Source organism: Rhodanobacter denitrificans (assembly GCF_003335105.1).
In the GTDB taxonomy this organism is placed as follows: Bacteria; Pseudomonadota; Gammaproteobacteria; order Xanthomonadales; family Rhodanobacteraceae; genus Rhodanobacter; species Rhodanobacter denitrificans_A.
Genome location: NZ_QFWQ01000005.1, coordinates 104,991 through 122,318, shown reverse-complemented (window position 1 = coordinate 122,318; position 17,328 = coordinate 104,991). Strand labels below are relative to the sequence as shown.

The following is a 17,328-nucleotide window of genomic DNA, read 5'->3' as shown; positions in this document are numbered from 1 at the left end:
CGCAAGGAAACGGATCGTGCTCAGAGGCATCGTCGCATTCGCGCTCAACCGCCGCTCCATCGTGCTGATGGCGCTGCTGGCGTTCCTGATCGCCGGCCTGGTGGCGTATTCCAAGCTCAACATCGAGGCCTATCCGAACCCGGCCCCGGTGATCCTGGAAATCACCGCACAGGCACCAGGCCTGTCGGCGGAGGAGATGGAGCGTTCCTACACCCGCCCGATGGAACTCGGCCTGGCGACCACGCCAGGGGTGGACACGATCCGCTCGACCTCGTTCTACGGCCTGTCCTTCGTGCGCGTCACCTTCAAGTACGGCATCGACTACTACCAGGCATACACGCAGGCCGCGCTCAACCTGCAACAGAACGTGAGCCTGCCCAACGGCGTGCAGCCGCAGATCCAGGCCTCCAGCCTGGTCGGCGAGATTTACCGCTATCAGCTGGTCGGGCCGCCGCACTTCGGCCTGACCCAGCTGCGCACGCTGCAGGACTGGGTAGTGAGCCACCGCCTGCTGTCGGTGCCCGGCGTGGCCCAGGTGGTCACCTGGGGCGGCACCACCAAGGCCTACGACGTGGATGCCGACCTGCGCCGGTTGCAGGGCTACGGCATCACCCTGCCCCAGCTGATCGCGGCGATCGGCAATGCCAACACCAACGTCGGCGGCCGCACGATCAACATCGGCCAGCAGTCGGTGAACATCCGCGGCATCGGCCTGATCCGCGACACCAGGGACATCGGTGACATCGTGCTGGCGCAGTCGCACGGCATGCCGGTGCTGGTGAAGGACGTCGCCCGCGTCTCGATCGGCCATGTGCCGCGCCTGGGCCAGGCCGGCCGCGACGACCAGGACGACGTGGTGACCGGCATCGTGGTGATGAACCGCACCGAGAAGACCAGCGACGTGGTGGCGCGCGTCAAGGCCGAGGTCAGCAAGCTCAACGGCGACGGCACCCTGCCCGCCGGCGTGCGCCTGGCGCCGATCTACGACCGCTCCACCCTGGTCGCGGTCACCACCCACACGGTGCTGCACAACCTGGTGTTCGGCTGCCTGCTGGTGTTCCTGATCCAGTGGATCTTCCTCGGCGACCTGCGCAGCGCGGTGATCGTCAGCGCCAATATTCCGGTGGCGCTGTTCTTCAGCATCATCCTGATGGTGGCGCTGGGCGAGTCGGCCAACCTGCTCTCGGTGGGCGCGGTGGACTTCGGCATCATCGTCGATTCGGCGGTGATCCTGATCGAGAACATCTTCCGCAACTTCCAGAAGAGCGCCGACGAGCGGCAGGAACTGCTGCACGAGCACGCGCAGAACGAGTTCGCCATGTACGCCCGCGGCGGCGCAGCGCACAGCTGGAAGGAGCGGCTTCGCCTGTTGTTCATCAGCGCGATCCAGGTCGACCGCGCGGTGCTGTTCTCCTCCGCGATCACGGTGGCCGCCTTCATCCCGCTGTTCACCATGCAGGGCGTGGAAGGCCAGATCTTCAACCCGATGGCGCGCACCTATGCCTATGCGCTGTCCGGCGCGCTGATCGCCACCTTCACGGTGACGCCGGTGTTGGCCTCGCTGCTGCTGCCGCGCCACGTCGCGGAAACGGAGACCTGGTTCGTGCGCGCGATCCGCCGGCTCTACACGCCGGTGCTGTGCTGGGCGCTGCGCCGCCGCCGGCTGACGGTGCTGATCGGCATGGCCTTCCTGCTGGTCGCCGCGCTGCTGGTCACCCGCATCGGCACCGAGTTCATGCCGACGCTGGAGGAAGGCAACCTGTGGATCCGCGCCACCATGCCCACCACCATCTCGCTGGAGGCCGGCGAGGCCCAGGTGGGCCGCATGCGGCGCCTGATCAAGGCGCATCCGGAGGTGGTCACCGTGGTCTCCCAGCACGGCCGCCCGGACGACGGCAGCGACGCCTCGGGCTTCTACAACGTGGAGCTGTTCGTGCCGCTGAAACCACAGGACGAGTGGCCCGCGGGCCACACCAAGGAGAAGCTGGTGGACTCGCTGCAGCGCGAGTTCGAGCAGGCGTTTCCCGGGGTGGAGGTCAACTTCTCGCAATACATCCAGGACAACATCGAGGAAGGCCTCTCCGGCGTGAAGGGCGCCAACTCGGTGAAGATCGTCGGCCCGGAACTGCCGGTGCTCGAGAAACTGGCCGACCAGGTGATGGAGCAGATGCGCCGGGTGCGCGGCGTGGAAGACCTCGGCGTGTTCCACGTGCTCGGCCAGCCCAACCTCGACATCACCGTCGACCGCGCCAGGGCCGCACGCTACGGCCTCAACACCGGCGACATCAACGGCGTGATCCAGGCGGCTGCCGGCGGCACGCAGGCCACCACGGTGATGGAAGGCGATCGCCAGTTCCCGCTGACCGTGCGGCTTGCGCCGCAGTACCGTTCCGACATGCGCGCGATCGGCGACATCCAGGTCGGCTACGCCGGACCGAACGGCGCCACGGCCTACGTGCCGCTGCGCGACGTGGCGGACATCTCCCTCGATACCGGTGCCTCCTATATCTACCACGAGCGCAACGAGCGCTTCATCCCGGTGAAGTTCAGCGTGCGCGGCCGCGACCTCGGCGGCACCGTGGCCGAGGCGCAGCGGCGCATCGCCGAGCACGTCGAACTGCCGCCCGGCTACCACCTGGCATGGGCCGGCGAGTTCGAGGACATGCAGCAGGCCAAGGCGCGCCTGGCGGTGGTCCTGCCGATCGCCGTCGGGCTGATCCTCGCCCTGCTCTACACGCTGTTCAACTCATTGCGTGACAGCCTGCTCACGCTCGCCGCGATCCCCTTCTCGATCGCCGGCGGCCTGATCGCGCTGTACCTGTCGGGACTCAACCTGAGCGTGTCGGCGGCGATCGGCTTCATCTCGCTGTTCGGTGTGTCGGTCATGAACGGGATCCTGGTCATCACCCACTTCAACCACCTGTTGTTCGAGGGCCATCCGCCACTGGAGGCGATGCGCCTGGCGGCCGAGCAGCGCATGCGCCCGATGCTGATGACCGCGCTCTCGGCCTGCATCGGCCTGCTGCCCGCCGCGCTCTCCAGCGGCATCGGCAGCCAGGTGCAGCGTCCGCTGGCCACCGTGGTGGTGGGCGGCATGCTGCTCGGTCCGGTGATGCTGCTGGTGGTGGCGCCGGCGCTGCAGGTGCTGGTGGTGGAGTGGTCGCAGCGACGGAGCCGGCGCCGCGCCGCGGCGGAGGCTTCGCCATGAACGCACGCAGGATCCGTCTGCTCGCCTGCTTCGTCGCCATCCCGCTCATCGCCGGCTGCGCGGTCGGCCCCGACTACCAGCGCCCGGCGTTGCCGACGACGGATGCCTACCTGCGCGGGCCGCTGCCGGCGACGGTGGGCGGGACGGGCGACAGCCAGCGCCTGCTGCCGGGAGCGCAAGCCAGCGCGGCATGGTGGCAGGCCTTCGGCTCGCCGCAGCTCGATGAGCTGGTGGCACGCGCGCTGGCGCACAACCCGTCGATCGACGGTGCCCAGGCCGCGCTGCGCGAAGCCCAGGAGAACCTCGCCGCGCAGCGGGCGGCGTTCCTGCCGAACGTGCAACTCGGCTACTCGGCCAGCCGCCAGCAGAACGCCGTCGGCACCATCTCGCCCACGCTGACTTCCGGCCAGCCGATCTACACGCTGCATACGGCGCAGCTCACCGTGGGCTACGCAGTGGACGTGTTCGGGCTGAACCGGCGCGCGGTCGAGTCGCTGGCGGCGCAGGCGCAGGCGCAGCGCTTGCAGCTGGAAGCCGTGCGGCAGGCACTGGCCGCGAACGTGGTGGCGGCGGCGGTGCAGGAAGCCTCGCTGCGCGCGCAGATCGAGGCCACCGAGGGCATCGTCGCGGACGCCACCCGCGCGCTCGCCATGGTGCGCCGGCAGGCCGAACTGGGCGATGTCTCTGGCCTCGACGTGGCGGCGCAGGAAACCGCCTTGGCGCAGGCCCGCGCTACTCTGCCGCTGCTGCAGAAGCAGCGGGAGCAGAACCGCGACCTGCTCGCGGTGCTGGCCGGGGAGCCGCCCACGCAGGCCAACGATCGGCCGTTCGCGCTGGATGGGCTGCAGCTGCCGCGCGAGCTGCCGGTGGCGCTGCCGGCCACCTTGGTCGAGCGGCGCCCTGACGTGCGCGCGGCCGAGGCCCAGGTGCATGCCGCCAGCGCCCAGGTCGGCGTGGCCGTGGCCAGCCGCTTCCCGCAGTTCTCGCTGTCCGCGCAGTACGGCGGCAGCGCCACCGCCTTCGACCGGATGTTCGCCGCGGGCAACACGTTCTGGAGCCTGACCGGCAGCGTGGCGCAGACCGTGCTCGACCTCGGCGCATTGAAGCATCGCCAGCGCGCCGCCGAAGCTGCCCTGCAGCAGGCCGTGGCGCAGTATCGCGGCGTCGTGCTGGTCGCATTCCAGAACGTCGCCGACGCACTCTACGCACTGGAAGCCGACGCCCGCGCGGCCGAGGCCGCCGCCAGCGCGGAGTCCGCGGCGCGGCGCACGCTGGAACTCACCCGCCGGCAGCAGCAGGCGGGTCAGGTGGGCGGACTGGCCGTACTCGCGGCGGAACAGGCCTGGCGGCAGGCGCGGGTCGCCGCGGTGCAGATGCAGGCAGCACGCTACGCCGACACCGCGGCGCTATACCTCGCCCTCGGCGGCGACTGGCAGGACGACGCGTCGAAGCGATGAGCCGCGGGGGGCTCAGCCCTGCGCCAGGGCCTTCGCGTGGTCGAGGCGCCGCAGCGCCTCGGCGCGGCCGGCCAGGTAGATGGTGTGCTCGATCGAGGGTGAGACCTGGGTGCCGGTCATCGCCACGCGCAGCGGCTGGGCGACCTTGCCCATGCCGAGCGCCAGCTGCGCGGCGACCTGCTCGATCACCCGGTGGATCGGAGCGGGTTGCCACTCGACCTCGGCGAGCAGGGCCTTCGCCGCATCGAGCACGGCCGGCGCGCTGTCGTTCCCCAGGTGCTTGGCCACCGCCTTGTCGTCCCACTCGACGATGGGGCCGTACCAGATCTTCGCGCGCTCGGCCATTTCCTTCAGCGTGTGTACGCGGTCGCGCAGCGCCACGATCACGTCGACCGGCGCCGGGCCGTGCGACGTGTCGATGCCGGCGCGTTGCAGGTGCCACTCGAACTCGGCGGCCAGCGACTGCGGATCGTCGGTCTTCAGGTAGTGCTGGTTGAGCCAGGCCAGCTTCTCGGTGTCGAAGCGCGAGGCAGCCTTGTTGACGTCGGCGATGTCGAACAGCGCGATCATCTCCTCACGCGAGAAGATCTCCTGGTCGCCATGCGACCAGCCCAGCCGCACCAGGTAGTTCAGGATCGCGTGCGGCAGGAAGCCGTCGGCGCGATACTCCATCACGCTGACCGAGTTGGTGCGCTTGGACAGCTTCTTGCCTTCCTTGTCCAGGATCATCGGCAGGTGCGCGAACTCCGGCACCGCGGCGCCGAGCGCGTGGTAGATGTTGATCTGCCGCGGCGTGTTGTTGACGTGGTCGTCGCCGCGGATCACCTCGGTGATGCCCATGTCGATGTCGTCGACCACCACGGCGAAATTGTAGGTCGGCCAGCCGTCGGAGCGGAAGATCACCAGGTCGTCCAGCTCGCTGTTGGCCCACTCGATGCGACCTTTCACCTTGTCGTCGAACACCACCGAGCCTTCGGTCGGATTCCTGAAGCGGATCACCCGGTTCGGGTCCTCGCGGTACGGTTCGTTGCGGTCGCGGTAGTGGCCGTTGTAGCGGGGCTTCTCGCCCTTTGCCATCGCAGCCTCGCGCATCGCCTCGATCTCCTCCTTGCTCTCGTAGGCGTAGTAAGCGTTGCCGGCGGCGACCAGTTCGGCGGCGACCTGCCGGTACCGCTCAAGCCGCCGGGTCTGGTAGAACGGGCCCTCATCGGCGTCGAGGTCGAGCCAGTGCATCGCGTCGAGGATCGCCTGCACCGCCGCGTCGGTGGAGCGCTCCCGGTCGGTATCCTCGATGCGCAGGATGAACTGGCCGCTGCGACGGCGCGATTCCAGCCAGCAGTACAGCGCGGTACGCGCGCCACCGATGTGCAGGAAACCGGTAGGGCTGGGGGCGAAGCGGGTGCGGACAGTCATGGGATTCTTCGGACGGGCGTCAAACCCGGCATTTTAGCCGAACCCGCCCGGGCCCGCGGCACGGGCGGGCAGGCTCAGTGGGTGCCCCTGCATCCCCAGCCACTGCATACGTACATGTTGGGATCGCGAAAAACGTTGCCCAGCGGCACAGTCGGCCACGGTCCGCCCGAAAGCGGCACGGCATGGATCGCTGCCCGGCCGTCGCCCGGATCGAGCCGGGGAATGTCCTTCGCCTCAGGCGGCGCGTCCACCAGCACATACTTGACGATGAACAGCGGCTGGTGGGGCCTGGCCGGAGCAACCGCAACGCCGGGTTCGCGCGGCGGTGGCTCCTGCAGCATGGGCGTCGCGGGCGCCACCGCGACCAGCGACATGGACAGGGCGAACACGAGGGCCTGCAGCTTCATGGCAACGCTCCCGGGAGGATCCGGCGCCAGCGGTTTCCCCGTCTACTTCACGTGGATGGTGATCTTCTTCGACACCACGGCCGGCTCGAACGGCACGTGATTCTCGTCGCCCAGCTCCAGTTGCAAGGTGTGCGTACCGGGCTTCAGCTTCAGCGTGGTCTCGGTCTGGCCGCCGCCGAAGTGGATGTGCCGGTCGTCCTTCGGGATCGGCTGGCCGGCGGGCGGCAGCTCCTTCACGTCGACCAGCAGGTGATGGTGGCCGGTGTGCTCCCTGGCCACGCCCGCCGGCGCCACGCCCATGCCCTTGAGGCCGAAACGCACGGTGAACTCCCGGCCCACGGTGGCGCCGTCGAGGGGCGCGATGAGGTAGACCTCGGCACCGGCGGGGGCCGGCGTGACCGGCAAGCCGGCGGGAGCCTCGGCGGCGATCGCGACAGCGGTCAGTCCGGTCAGGGCCAGGGCGAACAGGCTGCGTTTCATCTCGTTCTCCGGTGCGGGAAGCATGATCCAGTGTAAGCGCAGCGTCATGCGCCCGCCACGCCAGCGCAACGCCATTTCGCGAAGCTGCGCCCAGCCAGCACGGGTATCCGCATGCGCATCGGCATCGTCAGCGAAACCTATCCACCGGAAATCAACGGCGTCGCGCTGACCGTCCACAGCCTCGCCGCCGGACTCGCCGCCCGTGGCCACAGCATCGACCTGATCCGCCCGCGCCAGTCGCCTGCGTATCGCGACGAACCCGGCATCAACGCGCTCGACGTGCGCGGTGGCGCCCTGCCCCGCTACCCGGGGCTGCGCTTCGGCCTGCCCGCCGGGCGCACGCTGCGCGAACACTGGTCGCGGCAACGCCCCGACGCGGTCTACGTCGCCACCGAAGGCCCATTGGGCTGGTCGGCCGTACGCACCGCCAGGCGGATGGGCATTCCGATCAGCAGCGGTTTCCACACCCGTTTCGACCAGTACGCCAGCCATTACGGCGTGGGCATGCTCACGCCGCTGGTGCGCGGCTATCTACGCCGCTTCCACATGCGCGCCGTTGCCACACTGGTACCGACCAGCGCACTCGCACTGGAGTTGCATGCCATGGGCATTTCCAACGCACGCCTGCTGCGTCGGGCGGTCGACACGCAGCTGTTCCATCCGGAACGGCGCGACGAGGCGCTGCGCGCGAGCTGGGGCGTCGACGCTGCCACGCCGGTGGTGCTCTACGTGGGTCGCATCGCCGCGGAAAAGAACCTCGAACTCGCGGTGCAGGCGTTCCAGGCGGTACGGCAGCAGGTGCCGCAGGCGCGCTATGTATGGGTCGGCGACGGCCCCGCCCGCGCCGCGCTGCAGGAAGCACATCCGGATTTCATCTTCGCCGGGATGCAGCGCGACGAGGCGCTGGCACGGCACGTCGCCAGCGCCGACCTGTTCCCGTTCCCCAGCCTCAGCGAGACCTTCGGCAACGTGATCATCGAGGCCCTGGCCGCCGGCCTGCCGGTAGTGGCGTACGCCGAAGGCGCCGCGCGCGAGCATCTCGTCGATGGCGTCAACGGCTGCTGCATCGCCTCGGGCGACCAGGCGGCCTTCATCGACGCCACGGTGAGGCTGGCCAGCAACCCGGCGCTGATCCGGCACATGGGTCGCGCGGCGCATACCGGCGTGGCGGGACTCTCGCCGGAAGCGGTGATCCGCGATTTCGAAAACCTGCTGCGCGACATGGCCGAGGAGAACCTGCATGAACACGCCTCCGTCGCTGCCCACATCTGAGCTGCTGCCCGGGCCGCGCTTCGCGCTGGACCGACGTGTCTGCGTGATCGCCAACCACTGGGGCGCCCGCCGCGTGGTGGGAGCATTCTTCGGCATGATCAGCCGGCTCGGCGATGGCGTGTTCTGGTATGCGCTGATGGCGGCGCTGGCCGCGTTCGGCGGCCGACGCGGACTGAGTGCTGCCGCGCACATGGCGGTCACCGGACTCGCCGCGCTGCTGCTGTACCGCCTGCTCAAGCGCTGGACGCGCCGTCCTCGCCCGTACCGCGCCTGCCCCGGCGTGATCGCGCACGTGCCGCCGCTGGACGAGTTCAGCTTCCCGTCCGGGCACACCCTGCAGGCGGTGGGCTTCAGCATCGTGGCGCTGGCCTGGTATCCGTCGCTGGCGCCGCTGCTGCTGGGCTTCACCGCGCTGGTCGCCGCGTCGCGGGTGATCCTCGGCCTGCACTACCCCAGCGACGTGCTGGCCGCCATCATGATCGGCAGCGGCCTCGGCGGCGCCTCGATCTGGTTGATCGCGGCGCCGCTCTGAGCCCACCGCTGCGCAGCTTCTGCGCATGCCGTCGGCGTTCCCTTTGCGCTCAGCCAGATAGCCTACTTGTCCACAGGCTTTGCCACGCGCGTTCCACAATCGCTGTGGAGAACTTCGCGCCGCTGCGCAAAAAAACCGCAATGCGTGCCAAGTGCCTGTCGACAATGGCGCACGCCCCGCTTGTCCACAGGCTTGTACAGAAGACACCCACCATCGCTGTGGAAAACACGCATGCCGACAATCGACGCGACGGGCGGCGCTGCGCAATCCCTGTGCAAGATGCAGCAAGTGTCTGATGGAAAAGCGCCGGGCGACGCTTGTCCACAGGCTTTGCCAACGCGCTTCCACAGCGGCTGTGGAAAACCCGGTCGCGCAAACGACGATGCCGCCCGCGGGCGGCATCGGATTGCACCTGGCAAGCATGACCGATCAGGCTGCGCGCGGCGCCTTCATCAGGATGCCGAGCAGGTCGGCCAGCTTGTCGCGCATCTCGCGGCGGTCGACGATCAGGTCGATCGCGCCGTGCTCGAGCAGGAACTCCGAACGCTGGAAGCCTTCCGGCAAGGTCTCGCGCACGGTCTGCTCGATCACGCGCGGGCCGGCGAAGCCGATCAGCGCCTTCGGCTCGCCGATGTTGATGTCGCCCAGCATCGCCAGGCTGGCCGAGACGCCGCCGGTGGTCGGGTTGGTCAGCACGCTGATGTACGGCACGCCGGCGTCGCGCAGGCGGGCCAGCGCGGCGGAAGTCTTGGCCATCTGCATCAGCGAGAACAGCGCCTCCTGCATGCGTGCGCCGCCGGTGGCGGAGAAGCACACCAGCGCGCTCCTGTCGGCCAGCGCACGCTCGGCGGCGCGGGCGAATTTCTCGCCGACCACCGAACCCATCGAGCCGCCCATGTAGGCGAACTCGAACGCCACCGCCATCAACGGACGACCCTTGAGCCGGCCACTCATGGCGACCATCGCATCCTTCTCGCCGAGCTTCTTCTGGGTGGCGACGATGCGGTCGCGGTATTTCTTGGTGTCGCGGAATTTCAGCGGATCGGTGGGCTCCAGGCTCGCCCACAGTTCCTGCGCCGAACCCTCGTCGAGCAGCGCGCCGAGTCGCACCCGGGCGCTGATGTAGTGATGGTGACCGCACTTGGGGCATACCATCAGGTTGCGTTCCAGCTCCGGCCGGTACAGCACGGTGCCGCAACCGCCGCACTTCTCCCACACGCCTTCGGGCACCGAACCCTTACCGCCATTCGAGGCCTGCGGGCGGGTGCGCGGGTTCATGATTTTCTGCAGCCAGTTCATTGCATCACCCTACCGTTCGTACGCGCCACCCTGGGCAGCGTGTTGTTCAGTGCGCGTCGAGCGCGCTGCGGATCGGTGCGAGAAATGCGCGCACCCGCCCAGCAATTTCATCGGCACCCGTCGCGCCGGCCAGCTTGTCCACCAGCGCGCTGCCGATCACCACCGCATCGGCAAAACCGGCGATCGCCTTTGCGCTCGCTGCATCGCGGATGCCGAAGCCCACCGCCACCGGCGCCTTCGCACGGGCGCGGATATCGGCCACGCGCACTGCGATGTCGCCGGTGCTCAAGTGTGCCGCACCGGTGATGCCGGCGAACGAGACATAGTACAGGAAACCCTCGGCCGAACCGCACAGCTGCGCCATACGCGAGGGTTCGGTGGTGGGCGCGGCGAGCAGGATCTGCTGCAGCCCGGCGTCGCGCAGCGGCTGCAGCACGGCGGATTCCTCCAGCGGGCAATCGACCAGCAGCACGCCGTCGACGCCGGCCTGCACGGCCTCCTGCGCGAAGCGCGCGTAGCCGTGGATCTCGACCGGATTCAGATAACCCATCAGCACGATCGGCGTATCCGCATCGCGCTGGCGGAACGCGGCGACCCAGCCCAGCACATCGGCCAGGCCCACGCCCTTCGCGATCGCCCGCTCACTGGCGTGCTGGATCACCGGGCCGTCCGCCATCGGATCGGAGAACGGCACGCCCAGCTCGATCAGGTCGGCGCCGGCGTCGACCAATGCATGCATCAACGCCACCATGTGCTGCGGCGACGGGTCGCCGGCGGTGACGAACGGGATCAGGCCGGTGCGATTGGCAGCCTTCAGTGCGGCGAAGCGACGGTCGATGCGGCTCATACCTCGACTCCTTCGCGCGCGGCGATCGTGTGCACGTCCTTGTCGCCGCGGCCGGAGAGATTGCACAGCACGATGCCGTCCTGCGGATACTCGCGCGCCAGCTTGATCGCCTGCGCCACCGCGTGGCTGGATTCCAGCGCGGCCAGGATGCCTTCGGTGCGCGCCAGCAGGTGGAATGCCTCCAGCGCCTCGTTGTCGGTGACGCCGACGTAGTCGGCGCGGCCGGCGTCCTTCAGGAACGCATGCTCGGGGCCGACGCCAGGGTAATCGAGGCCGGCCGAGACCGAGTGCGTCTCGGTGATCTGGCCGTTGTCGTCGCACAGCACGTAGGTGCGGTTGCCGTGCAGCACGCCGGGACGGCCGGCAGCCAGCGAGGCGGCGTGATGGCCCGTCGCGATGCCATCGCCCGCCGCCTCGGCGCCCACGATGCGCACGCCGGCGTCGTTGAGGAAGGCATGGAACAGGCCGATCGCGTTGGAGCCGCCGCCGACGCAGGCGGTCAGCACGTCGGGCAGGCGGCCATACTCTTCGAGCATCTGCGCGCGCGCCTCGCGGCCGACGATCGCGTTGAAGTCGCGCACCATCAGTGGATACGGATGCGGCCCGGCGACGGTGCCGATGATGTAGAAGGTGTCGGCCACGTTGGTGACCCAGTCGCGCATCGCCTCGTTCAACGCATCCTTCAAGGTCTTCGAGCCGGAGGTCACCGGCACCACCTCGGCGCCCAGCAGCTTCATGCGGTAGACGTTGATCTTCTGCCGCTCGATGTCCACCGCGCCCATGTAGACCACGCACTTCAGGCCCAGCCGCGCGGCCACCGTGGCGCTGGCCACGCCGTGCTGGCCGGCGCCGGTCTCGGCGATGATGCGGGTCTTGCCCATGTTGCGTGCGACCAGCGCCTGGCCCACGGTGTTGTTGATCTTGTGCGCGCCGGTATGGTTGAGGTCCTCGCGCTTGAACAGGATGCGCGCGCCACCGACGTGCTTCGACAGCCGCTCGGCGTGGTAGATCGGGCTGGGACGGCCAACGTAGTGCTTCAGGTCGCGGTCGAGTTCGGCGATGAAGGCTGGATCCTCGCGCAGGCGCAGGTAGGCTTCGGTAAGTTCGGCCAGCGGCGCCATCAGGGTCTCGGCGACGTAGCTGCCGCCGTAGTTGCCGAAGCGACCGTGCGCGTCGGGGTAAGCGTTGTAGTCCACGATCTTGCTCATCTCGTCACTCGGGGAAGGATATGCCGCAGTGCGGCAAGCAGTCATCTTAGCGGCAAGCCCGGCCGAACGGGGTCACAGGTAACGGCGGATGGAGGCGCTGACCTCGGCCAGTTGCCCGGGTGTGAGCGGGCCGAGGATGCCGCGCCGGCCGGCGGGCAAGTGTGCGGCGGGATCCTCGTCGCCGAACACGTAGTAGTCCAGCAGTTCCCTCCACGCCGTCCGTTCCGCCGGCGGCAGCGAGCGGAAGGCGAGGATGCAGTGCATCAGGCAGCCCAGCGCCGTGTCCGGCGCATGACCGGCCGCGGTCACCGGCCGCCACCAGTAGTTCACCAGCGCGTTGATCCGCTGCAAGGATTCCACGTGGTGCCACCACATCGGCGGAATGTAGATCGCGTCGCCGGGCCGCAGCTCGGCTGCCTGCGCCTCGGCCAGCGCCAGCTTCAGCCGGGGAAAGCGCGGATCGTCGGGGTGGTCGAGCCGGGCGATGCCGATCGCCGCGCCGGTAGGCGCGAAATCCAGCGGTCCGACGTAGAGGTTGCGCGCCTGCTCCGGCGCGAACAGGGTGAACCTCCTGACCCCGCACACCACGCAAGCGACATTGTGGTACTCGTCGAAATGCGCCGGCGTGGTGACCCGGTTGCCGATCCAGATGCGGGGCTCGATGCTGCGGTCGAGGAAGGGAATGGCGTGATCGTCCAGCAATCCCGGCAGGCAGTCGGCGATCAGCGCGCTCTGCATCGCCAGCCCCGGCGCCTCCGGCTGGCGGCTGTACTGCGCCAGCCGTTGCAGGCCCTGGCCGATCGAGACGCGGTGGTGCTCGTAGTTGAAGCCGTCGAACGCCGCGTTGTAGCCGACCACCCCGCCCTCGCCCGGCGGCAACAGCAGCGCATCGACCTCGCTGCCGTTGTCCAGCCGCGCCAGCTCGCGGGCGAAGGCGTCGTCCGACTGCCGCGCCCAGGCCACCATCGGCCAGTCGCGGCAAAGGCCGCGGATCACCAGCGGGCGGGCGCGACCGACCAGGTCGGCGAGGGCGAGCGGACCGTCGCCATCGCGGCATTCCTCGATGGCAGCCGGAGCGCCGCTCACGCCGCATCCGCCTCGCGCACCGCACGGATGAAGGCTTCCAGCCGGGCCGGGTCTTTGACCCCCGGCGCCGACTCCACCCCGCTGGCCACGTCCACCGCCCACGGCCGCGCCGTACGCACGGCCTCGCCCACGTTGCCGGCGTGCAGGCCGCCGGCAAGGATCAGCGGCTGCGCCAGGCCATCCGGCAGCAGCGACCAGTCGAACGCCCTGCCGCTGCCGCCGGCCTCGCCTGCCGCATGGCCATCCAGCAGCAGACCGGCGGCCTGCGGATACTCCCGCAGCCGCGGCAACGCCGCCACGCCCTCGCCCATCGCGATCGCCTTGAGGAATGGATGGCCGAACTGCGCGCACCAGGCATCGCTCTCGTTGCCATGGAACTGCAGCAGCATAGGCCGCACTTCATCGAGCACCTGCCGCACCAGGCCCGGCTCGTCGTCCATGAACAAACCGACGGTGGCCACGAATGGCGGCAGCGCCACCACGATCTCGCGCGCCCGCGCCAGCGTCACCTGCCGCCTGCTGCGTGCGGTGAACACCAGTCCGATCGCATCGGCGCCGAGCCGCGCGGCGAGCAGCGCGTCCCCGGCCCGGGTCATGCCGCAGCACTTGATGCGGGTCACTGGCCGGCTCCCATCAGGCAGACCTCGGCCGGCAAACCCCAATGCGTCTCGTAGCGCGGCCCGATGAAGGTCAGCCCCGAAGCCGGCGCGGTCGGCCCGGCCACCTGGCGGTCGCGGCCGGCCAGCAGCTCGGCCAGCCATTCCGCCGGCTGCTCGCCGCGGCCGATCAGCAGCAGCGAGCCGACGATATTGCGCACCATGTGATGCAGGAACGCGTTCGCCTCGATCTCGACGAACAACTGCTCGCCCTCACGCCGCACGCTTGCTGCCAGCACACTGCGGCGCGGATGCGCGGCCTGGCAGGACAGGGCGCGGAACGCGCTGAAATCGTGCTCGCCCAGCAATGCCTGCGCCGCCGCGTGCATGCGCGTGGCGTCCAGTGGCAGGCGTTCCCAGGTGACGTAGCGCGCATCCAGCGCCGCGCGCACCGGCCGGTTGAGGATGTGGTAGCGATAACGCCGGCTGCGCGCCGCGTAACGCGCGTGGAAGCTGTCCAGCACCGGCTGCGCCCACAGCACCGCCACGCTGGCCGGCAGGTTGGAACAGCCGCCCAGTACCCAGCCGCGCATGTCGCGGCGTGCCTCGGTGTCGAAATGCACCACCTGACAGCGGCCATGCACGCCAGCGTCGGTGCGCCCCGCGCAGCTGACCTCCACCGGATGGTCGGCGACCTTCGACAACGCCTGCTCCAGCGCTCCCTGCACGCTGACCTCGTCCTTCAGGCGCTGCCAGCCGCTGAAGTCGGTGCCGTCGTATTCGATGCCGAGAGCGATGCGCATGGGGTCGTGCGGGATTCCACGGTGAAGGCGGAAAGATTAGCAGGCCGCAACGGCATCGGGCCGGCATGAGCCGGCCCGATGCGCGGGACCGATGGCGCCCGTCGGCTCAGAGTTTGTGAAGAAAACCACTTCCTGTGGTTTTCTTCTGTCGCGAGTCCGGCACATGTCCGGATTCGCTCACGCGAATCAGGCACTGGCGTGCCCGATCCGCGTCCGGCCATCCATGGCCGGACTTTGAGGTTGAATAGTCACAACCTCTCAGTGCATGCCGTCAAGCAAACGCCTGGCGACGTCCTTCTGCATCTGGCTGCCTTCCTTGACCACCTCGTCCAGCATGGCGCGTGCGCCTTCGGCATCGCCCATGTCGATGTAGGCGCGGGCCAGGTCCAGCTTGGTATCCACCGGATCGTCGCTGAACTCGCCCAGCTCGTGGACCGGCACATTCGCCAGGTGCGCATCGTCCGCGTCGTCGAAGTGCCAGCTCGAGGCCGCTTTTTCGGGCGCGGGCGCGGGTGCCGGGGCCGGCTCCCTGCCCGGCGGGGCCGCCACCTTGGCATCGTCCGTCCCCGGCCGCGCCGAAGCTTCGGTCGTCGCCCGGGTCAGGTCGAAATTGAAGTTGTACTCGCTGACTTTCTTCGCCCCACCCACCGGCAGCGGCGGCGGCACCGACGACACCACCGTGGAGGCGTCGCTTTCGCGAGCATAGTCGTCGATGTCGAACTCGCCGAGGGTATGCGCATCCTCGTGGGCGGCCGGCACGGCGTGGTGATCGAACAGCGGATGGCCCGGCACCAGATCCTCGCCCATGTGCAGCACGTCCTGCCACTCGTCCTGCTGCGGATCGGTGATGTGGGCGTACATCGCCTCGGCGGCCGCCTCGAAGTGCTCGACGTCGCGGCGCGAGTAATACAGGGTGACCAGTTCCAGGTGCAGGCCGATGTCGTCCGGATGCTCGGCCAGTTGGTCCAGCAATTCCTCCTGATCGACGTCGTCACCCGGAAGGTGGGCCTCAGCACCACCCGGCGTCGAGCCGAAACGATCGGCCAGGGACGCGGCGGATTTCGACGCCGCAGTGGCGTCGGCCGGCTTGCGCCGACGGCGCCCCAGCAGGGCCAGCAGGATCAGCATCACGACCGCGGCGGCGCCCGCAGCCTGCGCCCAGGTCTGCATGTACCAAGGCTCCTCGACGACCACCGGCGCGTGCGGCTGCTGTCGGGCGGCTGCCTTCTCCACCGGCTTGGCCGGCGCCGGCGTGGCGAGCGGCGTGGTCACCACGGACGATGTCATGGCGGGCGACGCGGCGTGTGGCGCCGAACCGGCAGCGGCCGGTGTCGAGGCCGCATGCGCGCTGGTCGCCGTGCCGGCGGTGGCCACAGCGGTCTCCAGCGTAGCGGCCGGCGACGCGGCGGCGGTCTTCGCCGCGGCGACAGCCGGCGCGGGGACCGCTGCGGCCGGCGTGCCGGCGGACTTGCGCGCGGCGGCCAGCTTGGCCTGCAGCTCGGCAATCTCGCTGTCCTTCAGCGACAGCAGGCGCTCGTTCTTGCTGTTGATGTCCGTGAGGTCTTTCAGGCGGGCCTTCAGGTCGGCGCTCTGCTGCTGCAGGCTGGCCAGGCTCTCCTTGGTGCGCAACAGTTCCTGGTGCGAGCCGGCCGTGCCGCCGCCCTGCGCGCCGGTGCCGCTGCCGGACTTTGCCGTCACCAGGGTGAGCCGGTCGCCGGCACCAGGCGTGCCGGCGGGAGCGCCGGCATCGGATGTGCGGGTGGCGGCATTGGCCACCACCGCCGGCTTGCCCGGCGTGCCGGCACGCCAGTCGCTGTTCTGCCGGCGCACCTCGGCGACGGCGGCGGCGATCGTCATGGCCTGCGCCTCGGCCGAAGTCGGCACGCGCAGCACCACGCCGCTCTTCAGCGCGTTGATGTTGTTGCGGTAGAACGCATTCGGATTGGCCTGCTGCAGCGCCAGCATCATCTGCTGCACGTCGATGCCGGACGGGGCCACGTTGCGTGCGATGCCGGACAGCGTCTGCCCGCGTTCGACCGGACCGACCTGGCCCTTGCCGGCGGTCGATGCCGTCGGTGCGGGTGCTGCGGGCGTTGGCCTGGGCCTGGGCACGGCTTTGGCCGGAGCAGCAGCAACTGGCGCAGCCGGCGCGGCGGCCCTGGCGGGTGCCTTGGCTGCCGGGCGGCTTGCTGTGGCCGGCACCGGCGCGGGCGCCGCGGCAGCCGTCGCCGCCGTGGCGTTCGGCGGATCGAGCAGGATGGCGTACTCGCGCACGCTCTTGCCGGCCTTGCCGTTCACCTCGAGCAGCAGGTCGAGAAAGGGATCGTCCACCGGCGCGCTGCTGGTGATGCGGATCACCGGTTGACCATTGCCGGCATGGGTCACGCTGAAGTTCAGCGGGATCGTCGTGCGCCCGCCGGCGACCCCGGCGCGCGCGAATTCCTCGCTGGAGGCCAGCTGCACCGTGAGGTTCTGCAGCTCCGCCGGATTGGCAGGATGCAACGGAATCTCCGCCAGCAGCGGCTGGCCCAACGCCGACTTGACCTGGATCTGGCCGAGATCCAATGCCATGGCCTGGCTGCTCCCCAGTGCCAGGGCCATCAGCATCGACAATTTCAACGAACGGTTCATGCGTGTTCCCCCGAACAAATCCTTGGCGCAGCTCTTGACCCGGCGACGCCGCCAGGGCGGTGACGGCGGCAAACGAGGTGCCACTTTAG

The 17,328-nt window shown here is 69.4% G+C and carries 14 protein-coding genes; 4 read left to right on the top strand and 10 right to left on the bottom strand.

Translation table 11 applies throughout. The features are described 5' to 3' along the window. Nucleotides 1–16 precede the first annotated feature (16 nt). Together DEO45_RS07845 and DEO45_RS07840 are read left to right on the top strand one after the other, a co-directional pair. Nucleotides 17–3,208, top strand: a complete 3,192-nt coding sequence (locus DEO45_RS07845; protein WP_114342245.1) for an efflux RND transporter permease subunit — start codon at nt 17–19, stop codon at nt 3,206–3,208. Next, entirely contained in the window at nt 3,205–4,665 is a 1,461-nt protein-coding gene (locus tag DEO45_RS07840; RefSeq protein WP_114342895.1) for an efflux transporter outer membrane subunit, read from the top strand. Before DEO45_RS07845 ends, DEO45_RS07840 begins: the two co-directional genes overlap by 4 nt. 12 nt (nt 4,666–4,677) lie before the next feature. Here the strand turns inward: DEO45_RS07840 and gltX are convergent, their stop codons facing one another. The 3 genes from gltX to DEO45_RS07825 form a co-directional block, all read right to left on the bottom strand. Beyond that, nucleotides 4,678–6,078, bottom strand: coding sequence for a glutamate--tRNA ligase (gltX, locus tag DEO45_RS07835; RefSeq protein ID WP_114342241.1), 1,401 nt, complete (start codon nt 6,076–6,078; stop codon nt 4,678–4,680). A gap of 74 nt (nt 6,079–6,152) precedes the next feature. Continuing rightward, a complete protein-coding gene (locus DEO45_RS07830) occupies nt 6,153–6,485 on the bottom strand; it encodes a hypothetical protein (RefSeq protein ID WP_114342238.1) in 333 nt (110 codons plus the stop codon). Nucleotides 6,486–6,527: 42 nt separating this feature from the next. Next, nucleotides 6,528–6,965 carry a DUF4399 domain-containing protein gene (locus DEO45_RS07825; RefSeq protein ID WP_114342893.1) on the bottom strand — a complete coding sequence of 146 codons (438 nt, stop codon included), beginning with the start codon at nt 6,963–6,965 and terminating at the stop codon, nt 6,528–6,530. 111 nt (nt 6,966–7,076) lie between these two features. Here DEO45_RS07825 and DEO45_RS07820 point away from each other — a divergent pair, with 111 nt between their 5' ends. Together DEO45_RS07820 and DEO45_RS07815 are read left to right on the top strand one after the other, a co-directional pair. After that, nucleotides 7,077–8,237: a glycosyltransferase family 4 protein gene (locus DEO45_RS07820; RefSeq protein ID WP_114342234.1), complete on the top strand. Its 1,161-nt coding sequence runs from the start codon at nt 7,077–7,079 to the stop codon at nt 8,235–8,237. Beyond that, nucleotides 8,206–8,769: a phosphatase PAP2 family protein gene (locus tag DEO45_RS07815; RefSeq protein ID WP_114342230.1), complete on the top strand. Its 564-nt coding sequence runs from the start codon at nt 8,206–8,208 to the stop codon at nt 8,767–8,769. The genes DEO45_RS07820 and DEO45_RS07815 overlap by 32 nt, the downstream gene beginning before the upstream one ends. Before the next feature lie 429 nt (nt 8,770–9,198). Here the strand turns inward: DEO45_RS07815 and accD are convergent, their stop codons facing one another. The 7 genes from accD to DEO45_RS07780 all read right to left on the bottom strand — a co-directional run bounded on the left by accD (nt 9,199) and on the right by DEO45_RS07780 (nt 17,239). Beyond that, entirely contained in the window at nt 9,199–10,068 is an 870-nt protein-coding gene (accD, locus tag DEO45_RS07810) for an acetyl-CoA carboxylase, carboxyltransferase subunit beta (protein ID WP_114342227.1), read from the bottom strand. A gap of 46 nt (nt 10,069–10,114) precedes the next feature. Beyond that, nucleotides 10,115–10,915, bottom strand: coding sequence for a tryptophan synthase subunit alpha (trpA, locus tag DEO45_RS07805; protein ID WP_114342225.1), 801 nt, complete (start codon nt 10,913–10,915; stop codon nt 10,115–10,117). Continuing rightward, entirely contained in the window at nt 10,912–12,123 is a 1,212-nt protein-coding gene (gene trpB, locus DEO45_RS07800) for a tryptophan synthase subunit beta (RefSeq protein ID WP_114342216.1), read from the bottom strand. The genes trpA and trpB overlap by 4 nt, the downstream gene beginning before the upstream one ends. Before the next feature lie 72 nt (nt 12,124–12,195). Next, a complete protein-coding gene (locus DEO45_RS07795) occupies nt 12,196–13,209 on the bottom strand; it encodes a cupin-like domain-containing protein (protein WP_114342214.1) in 1,014 nt (337 codons plus the stop codon). Next, nucleotides 13,206–13,829, bottom strand: coding sequence for a phosphoribosylanthranilate isomerase (locus DEO45_RS07790; protein ID WP_114342211.1), 624 nt, complete (start codon nt 13,827–13,829; stop codon nt 13,206–13,208). Before DEO45_RS07790 ends, DEO45_RS07795 begins: the two co-directional genes overlap by 4 nt. Further along, nucleotides 13,826–14,608 carry a tRNA pseudouridine(38-40) synthase TruA gene (gene truA, locus DEO45_RS07785; protein ID WP_114342209.1) on the bottom strand — a complete coding sequence of 261 codons (783 nt, stop codon included), beginning with the start codon at nt 14,606–14,608 and terminating at the stop codon, nt 13,826–13,828. The genes DEO45_RS07790 and truA overlap by 4 nt, the downstream gene beginning before the upstream one ends. A gap of 258 nt (nt 14,609–14,866) precedes the next feature. Next, on the bottom strand, nt 14,867–17,239 hold the full coding sequence (locus tag DEO45_RS07780; protein WP_114342207.1) for a FimV/HubP family polar landmark protein: 2,373 nt from the start codon (nt 17,237–17,239) through the stop codon (nt 14,867–14,869). Nucleotides 17,240–17,328: the final 89 nt, after the last annotated feature.